Raw genomic sequence first — 11,191 nt, forward strand, 5'->3', positions numbered from 1 at the left:
AGGTACCAGCAATAATTACGGGTTCCACAGGGACGGTTCTCTTGGTCTATTTTATTCATTTCATGGGCAAAAAAGCCGAAAGAACCGTCCCCATGGTCCTTCTCTTTTTTCAAAATAATTCATTCATCTCTTTATTTTCTTTTTCACCTTTTCCTGTAATTCGCCAGGCCCCACGCCGATATTCGGTTGGGCTGGAGTTGATATATTTTTTAAATAATCGGCTAAAGTAATTGGAATCATCGAAACCCACTAGATTTGCAATTTCCTGTACGGAGGAGTCGGTTTTTTCTAAATAAAATAACGACTTATCAATTCTAAGCTTATTAAAAAAATCCATGACACTGGTTCCCACTTCTTTTTTAAAAAGATGGCTGAAATGATATCTGCTTAAGTGGCAAAAATGGGCGATCTCTTCTAACGAAACTCCCTTTTGAAGATTCTCTTTCATATAGCGAATCGCCTGCTTAATATTGGGTGAAACATCACGAATATAGATATTTTCTACCTGTTCGGTTAGCCATTCTGCATAATTACAAACCTTCATAACAAATTTGTCATATCGGATCGTATGATAGAGATCTTGAATCACATTTGCCGTATTGGTCAAAATCGAGACAGGACTTACTCCGGCTTCTAAAACAATTCTCGACATCATCATGAGCAGATCAATAACCTCAGATTTAAAGACATCTTCATTATAGTTATAAATCTCAGCGACCCTATCCATGATTCCTTTCATTTGGGTCACAACACCTTCTGTGTGCCCGATTCGAACGATTGAAAATAGTTCTGACTTTTCTTTTGTTAAAGGAATCTTTAAGGATTCAACTATGTCTTTCCTCATATCCGTGTGAAAAATTAATTTATTCCCTTGAAAAAACCTTCCGGACATTGATTTTTTTGCCTCTTCAAATGAACAAATGAGAGAAGCAGGGTCATCATAAAAATTCCCTATACCAATCGAAACATGTATCCCAATTTGATCAGAGGCCATTTGAATCTCTTCTGCAAGGAAAAGGACTTCCCTCTTTCTATCTTGTGGATTGATCTCAATAAAATCCAGTAAGAGCGCAAGAACCCCCTCTTCCGTCCATGTCCATAAAAATGGAATAGGTAAGATGGTGTCTAATATTTTTTCTACAAGTTTTCGTCCAATATTCATTTTCCATTCAATCGGTTTTCCCTCAGCTAAATCTGGATAGCGATCCAACGAAACTAAAACAACAACATTGGGCTGAATATTCACGCCATACTTTTCTTGCAAAACTTCATAAGGTGCCACGTGTACAAAGGTTCCTGAAAGCAATAGCTGGGAAAAAGATATTTGTGTCAATTCTTCGACCATATTCTAAGCCCCCCAAATAGAATGGAAGCTATTCTACTCGAATGAAGATGAGTAAAAAAGCTTCCATTATTCTAGACAATCCTACCAATCTAGTTTTCCAATTATCAATTCGACAGCGTTTAGGATTTCTCCTTCACCAATAAGGTTGGTAATAAATTGAATATCCGGATAGAAATATCGATCTTCTTCTACAGTTGGTACGACACTCCTAATTAGCTCATAAACCTTTTGGCTGACGGGTGAAGGTTTTAGGGGTCGATGAAAATCCAAGGCTTGAACAGCTGCCATCAGTTCCAGTCCTAAAATATACTCCAGCTTTTTAGCGATTTGATAGGCTTTTTTTGCTGCAAAATAGGCAAAACTGACAACATCCTCTTGATTTGCACAGGTTGGTGTATTATCAACGGTTGCGGGATGAGCAAGAACCCTTATTTCATTCAGCAGTCCTGCTGCCGTATACTGTGGAATCATGTAACCACTATTTAAGCCTGGTTTTGCTACGAGAAAATTCGGAAGTTCACTTACATGATAGTTGACGAGCCGGTCTAGCCTTCTCTCTGAAACCTTTGCGAGATTGGCCATCGCAATCGCCATCGTATCTGCATAGATACCGACGAATGTTCCATCAAAATTCCCTCCCATAAGGGCATCTCCCTGATCCTCTGTAGTAATCAGTGGATTGTCACTTGATGAGTTCATTTCATTACAGATAGTAAATTCCGCATCTTTTAACACCTTTTTTACGGCTCCATGGGCTTGAGGAATACATCTCAGGCTAAGAGCATCCTGTAATCGGTAATCCTGATATTTTTCAGCAATCTCACTGCCTTTCAGCATCTTTACAATGTTCCGTGCTGTGCTAGCTTGCTCTTCATGTCTCTTAACCGAATGGGTTCGTGGATCAAAGGCTTTAATGGTTCCCTTTAACGCTTCTAGAGACAACGCACCAGCAATATCCGCTGTTTTTGTCACCTGAATACTGTTATAGAGAGCTAATGATGCGAAAGCAGTGACCGAAGTCGTTCCACTTATAAGGGCTAAACCTTCCTTACAGCCTAATGATACTGGCTGTAAACCAGCTTTTTCTAAAGCTTCACTCCCGGGAATCAGCTCACCATTATACCAGGCTTTTCCTTCCCCCATTAACACTAAGGCCATATGGGCTTCCGGAGATAAATACCCGACCGATCCTTCCCCAGGGGCAAAAGGAGTAATTTGGTGATTGAGCAGCGACCTTAAAAGTTCTAAAGTCGCTAACTTTACACCAGAAAAACCATTCCCTAAGTTCATTAGAATCATGAATTGGATAGCTCTTACCACTTCTTTTTCCAACGGAGCACCAACCGAAACCGCATGAGAACGAATGATATTTTTTTGAAGGGTCTCGGCATCTTCGACGGAGATATTTTTGGTTACATTACTGCCAAATCCCGTTGTGACCCCGTAAATGACCCGATCTTCTTCCAAAAACTTTTCAATGACTGATCGCGAAAGATTGACCCGGTCGCAGTAATCTTGTGAAAATAAAACCTCTGCATCATATCTAGCAACAGCAATGATTTCATTTATGGAAACATCTCCATCACCCAACGTAACTTTTTTTATTTCCTTTGGGCGGGTGTTTGATTCCGTAGTAATCATCCCTTATTTCCCCCTTTCATGACCAAGAAATGAATGTTATTTGACTGCTTCAACACTCTTTCCCTCTCCATTTAGACTAATCGCTACGTCTAGATTGGGATCGCTCGCTTCATTCAAGCCAAGTGATTTGGTTTCTGGTGCCCATGCAATCGAGACAACCGTACCAATGAATAAGATAACGGACATGACGATCATCGATGTGGTCATTCCAAAGGAGCTTACGCTAATCGGTAAAAGGAAGGTTCCAATGGCTGAACCGATTCGGCTTATCGCTGTAACCACCCCAACGCCTGTACCGCGAATTTCCGTTGGGAATAATTCTGCTGGATAGACAAGGGTAAGATTCGAAGCTGCAGACATAACAAAGGTGAAGATAGCAAAAACCATAATTGCAAAACCATGCGATCCTGCTGGCAGTATACTTAAAACAAATAAGGAAATAGTCAGGATAATAAAGGTATAAATGGTAAAACCACGGCGTGAGAGCTTTTCTGTACACCATAGACCAGCGATTGCACCCACAAGAAGAAATAGATTTAATAGCATATCAACCGTAAAGGTTTCTTCAAAGCCCATTTTTTCTAAAATGGTTGGAAGGAAAGTATAAATAGCAAAGTACGGAACGACCTGACATACATAGAATAGACCGCCAAAAGCAGTGCGTTTCCAAAGATGTTTGTTGAAAAGATCCTTCATTCCATAATTGGTGGCAGCACCTTGCGAAATCGTTTCATCCATTACGGCATGAGGACCAATATATTTTCTCACGATTTCTCTTGCCTCTTCTTTTCGACCCATTTTCACAAGCCATCTTGGCGATTCAGGAGTTCCAATCCGCATCACTAAAACAATGACAGCAGGAACCACTGCACTCACAAGCATCCAGCGCCAAGAATCAGGTCCCATCTTCCCAAGATAATAGCCGACAACATTGGAAAGGACATAACCAACTGTCCATAAAACATTTAAGGAGGATAATAAAAGACCTCTGTACTTTCTCGGCGCAAATTCCGCAAGTAGAGTAGAACCTACTGCATAATCCCCGCCTAGAGCAACACCGATTAAAATCCTTAGTATGAAAAGCGTGACTGGATCATTTACAAAAAATTGCAAAGCAGATGCTATTGTAATAATGACAAAATTGGATAAGAAGATTTTCTGTCTGCCAATTTTATCAGAAAGCCCGCCAAGCAAAAGGCTTCCAAAGAATAATCCGATTAAGGCTGAGCTTCCAATTAATCCATTCCACAATGGGCCAAGATGCATTTGCGGACTAAGGAGACTAAGAGCCATCCCAATGATCCCAAGTGCATATCCATCCGAAAAATTGGAACCAAAGGTTAGTGCTGTAATCCTGATATGAAACTTATTTAGCGGAGCGTCATCCATCCTATAGGTTTGTTCGTTCACTGGAAATTCCCCTCTCTGATTTTTGATTTTTCAGACATCGTAACTCAAAAAAATAAATGTAACTACTCCATTCCTCCCCTCATAGTTGGGTATTAAAGCGTTTTCAATTGATTAGTAATTAATTAATCAATTAGTGCAATAAAGTGATTATATCGATTTTTCAATCATTTGACTCTAGAGGATATTTCGAAATATTAGCACAATATTGCTGTTTTATAAATTGGAAATCCTTCCATATGAAATAACAATATGTTAGGTAGATCAATGGAAAAAAGAGGAATATATAACGTTTTATAGAATTAACATAAGATAAATAGGTTTGAAAGGAAGAATCCATTTGAAATTAGCCATTATTAATAGTGTACGAACCAACAATTTTAATGATGAACTTTTGATTCAAAAGATTACAGGATTGTGGCAGGAGGCTTTTAAGCGTCTGACTAATTCTGAGATGATTACCTATGGAGTGTATCATAAATATGAGAGTGACTATAAAGGTGATTATTCATTAAGCATTGCCATTGAAGAAAACCATAATGAGCCATCGCTGGAAATACCGAATAACGCAAAATATGAAATCTTCCATGTGGATACATCAGAAGAACAAGGGATTGTAAACACTTGGAAAAAGATATGGGAGCGGAAAAAGAAGGCACATTAGAGAGGGCTTACTCATATGATTTTGAGAAATATTATCCCAATGGAGAAATTGAGATTCACATAGCAATAAAATAGTTGCCAAGTTGCCACAGGGAGTTGCCACGGGGACGGTTCTCATGGTTTTCTAGTTGAAGCCAGCAGAACCGTCCCCATGGTCTCCTTTTATTAAGTGGTTGTAAATCTAGCATAGATGATAAAAAATAAAGCTAGTTCTCCCATTATGACAATGTTTGGAACTAGCATGATCAAATTAATTATAAAAAAGGCTGCTAAAATCCCTAAAAACAACCCTAAATGATAAATTTTCAGTCGGTGTTGTTCATACCTGTATTGATGAAAAACAATGGTAGTTGAAATGAAATAGAGTAATACAGAACTAAATACAAAATATAAGATAAATGAATAATGGACCTCATATAAAAACATTAGTTTGATAGATGCTGCAATCATGCTCAACGACATTAAAATAAACAGATGTCCGTAAATAATAGATTGTCCTGCCCCCTGAATCGACTTGTTTACCTTCTTATCTACATTTTCAAAATATTGCCACCACATCGAAATAATAAGGATAAATGAAATAATCGAAAAGGAGATGGAATTCCAATCCCCTTTTTGAGGCTGTAGGACAAAAAGGGTGCTGACGACCGATTCTCCAAAAAGGATGAGTGTCAATAAAGCAAAACGTTCTAATAAATGAGCTGTATTGGTCAGAGCTTTTACCAAATACTTGCGTCCGAAAACCGGCAAAATAATATCGACCATAATGCCTGCATATAACACAGCGTATCGAATCCATGAATCAAAAAAGATAGAGAGAAAGGAGATGAGGACGCCAATCGCAAAACATGTTCCTAAAAACAGAGCAGCCGTTTTCCGATCCCCTTCTTCAAAATATTGAACAACAAAATATTGAAAGGCCGTTAGTGCCCTTACTCCAATATACCCGATTAGAAAAGGGAGATAATATGGATCAAAATCCACCGATAAACTGGATGTCATAACAAGGACAAATACCATTTGAAGAATGATAAAGATACGTTGATGCAAATAATCTTGTCCAAACCGATTAATAAACATGGTGTGTCCAGTCCACGACCACCAGATCGGGATAAACATGAGAACAAACTTTAATAAATAGTCTGGATGAATATATCCTTTTTCAACATGAAGTAAAACCTGAGTAGTAGTGGCAACGGCTGCCACAAATAGCAAATCATAAAAAAGCTCTAACCACGTCACTTTTTTCTCTTCTATATTTACCAACCCTTTCCATAAATTATAAAACATGGTATCATTAAAGGTGATTTCAAACAAGGAGGAAATCTATATGCCCAAAACCATTGGCCTTATTTGTGGTAGTTTACGAGAAAATTCCTACAACCGAATCATTGCTCGATCGTTGACAGATATGAGTGATGCCGCACAATTTTCCTGGATCGAAATAAACGATCTTCCTTTGTTTAACGAGGATTTAGAAATGGAAGGCGATCCAGAAACCGTAACATCATTTAAATCCGCTATCCAGGGCGTTGACGGGATCATGATCGTAAGTCCAGAGTACAATTCTGGAATCCCGGGCGTGCTAAAAAATGCATTGGACTGGGCATCAAGACCTTCGAAGTCCTCCGTTCTTAAAAGAAAACCAGTTGGCTTAATTGGAGCAACTCCTGGGGGATTAGGGACTGCCTTTGCTCAAATGCAAACCAGACAAATATTAGAGGCCATGCAAGCTTATGTTCTTCCATTTCAAAAAGTACTGATTTCGCAAGTACATGAAAAGATTGACTCCGATCTGAAAGTGCTTACTGACGAGAAAACAAAACGATATCTTGAGCGTTATTTACAACAATTTATTCATTGGATCGATCACACCCCTGTTTTAGATTAACCAAAGACTACTGAATATCCTCAAGTAATTTTTTGTGATAATTTTCTATCTTTCATAATATGGTTGAAATAGGTTAATAGATAACCAATGACAACAATCAATTTACTCATAACTGATTGTAACAAACGAAGGAATTATAAGGTGAATTGGCCGCTATACGAAATTTCTTCGATTCCATTCATTAAGGGAGGATTATAAAATGTCTGATCTCTATTCTCGTCTTTCTACGGATGATGCTGCTGTTCTTTTAGTAGATCATCAAACTGGCCTTATTTCCGGCCTAGTGCGTGACTATGGTGTGGATGAATTCAAAAACAATGTTTTGGCTCTTGCTAAAACTGCCAAGTTTTTTGAACTACCAGTTATTTTAACAACAAGCTTTGAAAAAGGGCCTAATGGTCCACTAATGCAAGAATTGGTTGAGCTCTTTCCTGATGCGCCAAAAATAGCTCGCCCTGGACAAATTAACGCATGGGATAATGAAGAATTTGTTAAAGCCATTGAAGCAACAGGTAAAAAGCAGCTAATTATAGCAGGCGTTGTTACGGATGTTTGTGTCGCGTTCCCTGCACTATCGGCTATAAACGCTGGTTACGAAGTATTTGTTGTCACTGATGCTTCCGGAACGTTTAGCAAACAAGTTGCGAACGCGGCATTAATGCGCATGGCCCATGGCGGTGTGCAACTTATGAACTGGTTTAGCGTAGCATGCGAATTACAACGCGATTGGCGCAACGACGTCGAAGGGTTTGGCGCTTTACTCTCTAGCCAACTTCCTGGTTATCAAAATTTAATGGGAAGCTATATGGGAGCTCAAAGAGATTTTAGCCAAGTAAAATAAATCAATCAATAGTTAACCTAAATTCGGGTGGTGCCTGTCACCACCCGAATTTTGTCGAATCGAACCCCCACCACACCATGTCCTTTTCCCTCTTAACTCTTTATCAAAATGGTTAAAAGGTGGTGCTGAAAATGAATTTAAAATCAGGCAATAAAATCTCAAACAAGATTCTCATGGTCCAAAAAGCCGGGAGAACCGTCCCCATGATCCCTCCCATTGAAGACAACAATAATGAGCCAGCACTGGAAATACCGAATAACGCAAAATATGAAATCTTCCATGTGGATATAACAGAAGAACAAGGGATTGTAAACACTTGGAAAAAGATATGGGGGCGTGAAAATGAAAGCACATTAGAGAGGGCTTACTCATATGATTTTGAGAAATATTATCCCATGGGATAAATTGAGATTCACATAGCAATAAAATAGTTTCCACAGAGTTTCCACGGGGACGGTTCTCATGGTTTTCTAGTTGAAGCCAGCAGAACCGTCCCCATGGTCTCACCCATGGTCTCAATAATCCCGTATTGAAAATCCAGTTAAGTCAAAATCAGATTTTCCCTTTGTAATGACCTGGCTGATAACTTCCCCAACCACACTTGAAAATTTAAATCCATGACCGGAAAACCCTGCGGAAATAAACAGATGCGGGTACTCGGGATGCTTGTCCAAAATAAAATCCTCATCCGGAGTTAACGTATAGAAACAGGTACTACCTTTTACCAAAGGCCCGTTTGCTCCCGGCATATATTTCTCTAAAAACGCGCGCATCTCCTTTTCATCATCCGCTCCATAAGGACTTACGGTTTCATCGGGGTCAACCGGAACTCCTCCATCATGGCGTCCGATTTTAAATCTACTGCCACCAATATTCGGGAACCCGTAATAATGCGCATTCCGTAAATCCACCGTAAAGGCGGGAAATACACTAGAATCATATAAATCCCGGTCACACTGAAACCACGAAACAGTTTTCCTAACCGGCTGAAGCGAAAGATCCAGTCCTAATTCTTTTAACAGCTTGCCCGACCATGCACCTGCACTGACCACCACAAAATCTGAATGGTAGGTGTCATTCGCTGTTGTAATCGTTGCTCCAGTCGAATGAACGTCAATCTTTTCAGCCTTTGTATAGGGAAGTAATGTCATACCATTTGCCACTCCTTGGTCCCGAAAAGCCTGTATGCATTTTTCACTGAACAGAACTCCCGACCTCGTTTCAAAACATCCTGTAAACCCTTCTGGGAAGGCAACACCCGGCCATCGATACGCCATTTCCTCACTTGATAAAACCTCAAAAGGCAAAGAATATTCCCTGCCACTATTGATCGCGCCTTTTATGAAGGAAGATCCTGGTGCTCCAACACCCAGCACCCCTGTTTGATGAAATAATGATTGATTCGATTCCTCCTGCAGCTGTTCCCATAATTCCTGTGCTCTTAATACAAGCGGAACATACTGATTCCCTTCACCATACGCATGGCGAATAATTCTTGTTTCCCCATGGTGGCTGCCCTTATCATGAGGCGGATTGTTCTGATCAAGCAGCAAAGTTTTTATTCCCCGTTTGGATAAATAATAACCCGCAGCCATTCCCATGGATCCTGCCCCAACAATGATTACATCATAATGTCTTCCCATCTGTTTTCACCCCTCCCTTGTAATCTTCTACATGATTAAAATAATTCCTTTACTATTAATGAAATGTCAACTATTTGGGAAAGAAAATCCTAAAACAATAAAATAAGCATCGAAATCGATGCTTATTTTGCATTTTAAAATCTTATATATTTTCAGCTTAATAAAATATTTAATTTGATATAAAATACCAGTTTACCGATCGCATCTGTACTTAAACTTAGGCTCTGTCTGAATATAATAAGCATTTCTTACCTCCGCGCTCCAATTTGCAAAGGCTTCTCTCCATTCAATGGTACTAAAGAATTCATCAACCGTTTGATTTTCAGAATCCCAAACGATAAATGTGTTGAGCGGGGCAATTCCTCCTGACCAAATTCCATTATTTGCGTCCGTATTATCTTCCCTCACTAATAATATAGGTAGACCAAATTGAAAAGCCATGGAAGGTTCTACTTGTGAATATACTGATCCTTCCCAGAACGGAGTGGTCGATGGGGATTGTCCTTCATTGGTTTCAACGACCTCAACGAGAAAACGACGAAAGTTCATTGCCAACATTCCATAACTTGATGAAACCAACCGGCGAATATCCGTTAAAATGGCTTCAGGATAACTTTCACTTAAAGGTAATGTACGTGGAAAAAGCAAAGCATTCTCAATCTCTAAAATAAGACGGTTTAGAAACATGTTTTGATTGTCATTTAAATGTGTGGTCGTACTCAAAAATATAGGAATGCGATAGGCACGCTCAATCATTTCTTGGTGTTTAGCTTTATATTTTTCTTTACTGCTAGGATAGGCATACTCAACGCCTTCTTGGTGTTGATCTTTACTTTTTTCTTTTTCTTTACTACTGGGAATACGATTATGTTTATCCCTACTACCCACTGTCCTTATCCCCTTTTTTATTTTTCTTAACACTTTGAGTTGATACGATTTTTGGCATGTTTCTTGGGTGCCAATAACATTTAATGCAACAGGTATGCAAGATGTGTGGGAAAGGGTTATTTTTTGGAAAAATAGGTACCAGTCGCATCCACGTTCTTAAATGTCTTCAATATTTTGGTGTGCTCTTACTTAATAAGGAGGCGGGGACGCAGCGTTTTTTTAGGAAATCCTTTATTACTATTTTGCAATAATGAACTATAATTAGTTTGAAAACAAGGTATCGACAAGTTCTGACACATATTTTTTCAATCAAACGTTTGATTAAAACCACCTCAAAGCCTTTTGAAAAACGAACATCTTCCCGTTTTCAAGAAAAGTTTTTGTCGATAAAATGGTTTTATTTTCTCTATTTATCTCCCAAGCTATAAAAAATTAGCACAATGGTACAAAAATTGACCGGTTCCTTCAACCAAATCCCTTTCATAATTTTTCTCTTTAAAAAAAAACGTAAATTCCCACTCCACATGATCCATGGGACCAACGTATTTTAATTTTCCCCACCAGTTTTTCCACTTTACCTTCCACTTTTGCACTTTTACCTTCCACTTCCTATTAATACTGCTAAACACCCATGTATTTCTCTCAAAACAGGTCTATTACCAAAAGAAAATTACCATTTTAAGTAAAATTCCACTCCACATGATCCATGGGACCGACGTATTTTAAATTTACCCACCAGTTTTTCCACTTTACCCATCACTTTTATCACTTTACCTTCCACTTTTGCACTTTTACCTTCCACTTCCCTCTTTTTACCTTCCACTTCCTATTAAAACTGCTAAACACCCATGTATTTCTCTCAAAACAGGTCT

Annotated in this window: 10 protein-coding genes; 4 read left to right on the forward strand and 6 right to left on the reverse strand. The window is 38.9% G+C overall.

Annotated elements, in window-relative coordinates:
• Nucleotides 1-109: 109 nt before the first annotated feature.
• The 3 genes from J2Y67_RS25420 to J2Y67_RS25430 form a co-directional block, all read right to left on the reverse strand.
• Entirely contained in the window at nt 110-1,345 is a 1,236-nt protein-coding gene (locus tag J2Y67_RS25420) for an AraC family transcriptional regulator (protein ID WP_310178607.1), read from the reverse strand.
• 81 nt (nt 1,346-1,426) lie between these two features.
• Nucleotides 1,427-2,986, reverse strand: a complete 1,560-nt coding sequence (gene hutH, locus J2Y67_RS25425) for a histidine ammonia-lyase (protein ID WP_310178610.1) — start codon at nt 2,984-2,986, stop codon at nt 1,427-1,429.
• Nucleotides 2,987-3,022: 36 nt separating this feature from the next.
• The gene (locus tag J2Y67_RS25430) at nt 3,023-4,396 is read right to left on the reverse strand and encodes an MFS transporter (protein ID WP_310178611.1); all 1,374 of its coding nucleotides are present in this window, start codon (nt 4,394-4,396) and stop codon (nt 3,023-3,025) included.
• A gap of 337 nt (nt 4,397-4,733) precedes the next feature.
• On the opposite strand from J2Y67_RS25430, the gene J2Y67_RS25435 reads away from it, so the two are divergent.
• A complete protein-coding gene (locus J2Y67_RS25435; RefSeq protein ID WP_310178612.1) occupies nt 4,734-5,057 on the forward strand; it encodes an AraC family transcriptional regulator in 324 nt (107 codons plus the stop codon).
• Between the two features lie 164 nt (nt 5,058-5,221).
• On the opposite strand, the gene J2Y67_RS25440 is transcribed toward J2Y67_RS25435, so the two are convergent.
• On the reverse strand, nt 5,222-6,313 hold the full coding sequence (locus J2Y67_RS25440) for a low temperature requirement protein A (RefSeq protein ID WP_310178624.1): 1,092 nt from the start codon (nt 6,311-6,313) through the stop codon (nt 5,222-5,224).
• Nucleotides 6,314-6,386: 73 nt separating this feature from the next.
• Here J2Y67_RS25440 and J2Y67_RS25445 point away from each other — a divergent pair, with 73 nt between their 5' ends.
• The 3 genes from J2Y67_RS25445 (at nt 6,387) to J2Y67_RS25455 (ending at nt 8,192) form a co-directional block, all read left to right on the forward strand.
• Nucleotides 6,387-6,947: an NADPH-dependent FMN reductase gene (locus J2Y67_RS25445; RefSeq protein WP_310178614.1), complete on the forward strand. Its 561-nt coding sequence runs from the start codon at nt 6,387-6,389 to the stop codon at nt 6,945-6,947.
• A gap of 199 nt (nt 6,948-7,146) precedes the next feature.
• Nucleotides 7,147-7,788: an isochorismate family cysteine hydrolase YcaC gene (gene ycaC, locus J2Y67_RS25450; RefSeq protein WP_310178615.1), complete on the forward strand. Its 642-nt coding sequence runs from the start codon at nt 7,147-7,149 to the stop codon at nt 7,786-7,788.
• A gap of 131 nt (nt 7,789-7,919) precedes the next feature.
• Complete coding sequence (locus J2Y67_RS25455; RefSeq protein WP_310178618.1) at nt 7,920-8,192, forward strand: hypothetical protein; 273 nt, start codon at nt 7,920-7,922, stop codon at nt 8,190-8,192.
• A gap of 111 nt (nt 8,193-8,303) precedes the next feature.
• Here the strand turns inward: J2Y67_RS25455 and solA are convergent, their stop codons facing one another.
• Both solA and J2Y67_RS25465 read right to left on the reverse strand, forming a co-directional pair.
• Nucleotides 8,304-9,431 (reverse strand): N-methyl-L-tryptophan oxidase, encoded by a 1,128-nt coding sequence (gene solA, locus J2Y67_RS25460; RefSeq protein WP_310178619.1) that lies wholly within the window; start codon nt 9,429-9,431, stop codon nt 8,304-8,306.
• A gap of 192 nt (nt 9,432-9,623) precedes the next feature.
• A complete protein-coding gene (locus J2Y67_RS25465) occupies nt 9,624-10,319 on the reverse strand; it encodes a hypothetical protein (RefSeq protein WP_310178621.1) in 696 nt (231 codons plus the stop codon).
• Nucleotides 10,320-11,191 lie beyond the last annotated feature (872 nt).

Origin of the sequence: Neobacillus niacini (genome assembly GCF_031456445.1) — a bacterium.
GTDB classification, from domain to species: Bacteria; Bacillota; Bacilli; order Bacillales; family Cytobacillaceae; genus Neobacillus; species Neobacillus niacini_I.

Bases quoted from the DNA above. Each gene is read 5' to 3' on its own strand.
- J2Y67_RS25445 (WP_310178614.1), top strand. From the start codon at position 6,387: ATGCCCAAAACCATTGGCCTTATTTGTGGTAGTTTACGAGAAAATTCC.
- J2Y67_RS25455 (WP_310178618.1), top strand. From the start codon at position 7,920: ATGAATTTAAAATCAGGCAATAAAATCTCAAACAAGATTCTCATGGTC.
- ycaC (WP_310178615.1), top strand. From the start codon at position 7,147: ATGTCTGATCTCTATTCTCGTCTTTCTACGGATGATGCTGCTGTTCTT.
- hutH (WP_310178610.1), bottom strand. From the start codon at position 2,986: ATGATTACTACGGAATCAAACACCCGCCCAAAGGAAATAAAAAAAGTT.
- solA (WP_310178619.1), bottom strand. From the start codon at position 9,431: ATGGGAAGACATTATGATGTAATCATTGTTGGGGCAGGATCCATGGGA.
- J2Y67_RS25420 (WP_310178607.1), bottom strand. From the start codon at position 1,345: ATGGTCGAAGAATTGACACAAATATCTTTTTCCCAGCTATTGCTTTCA.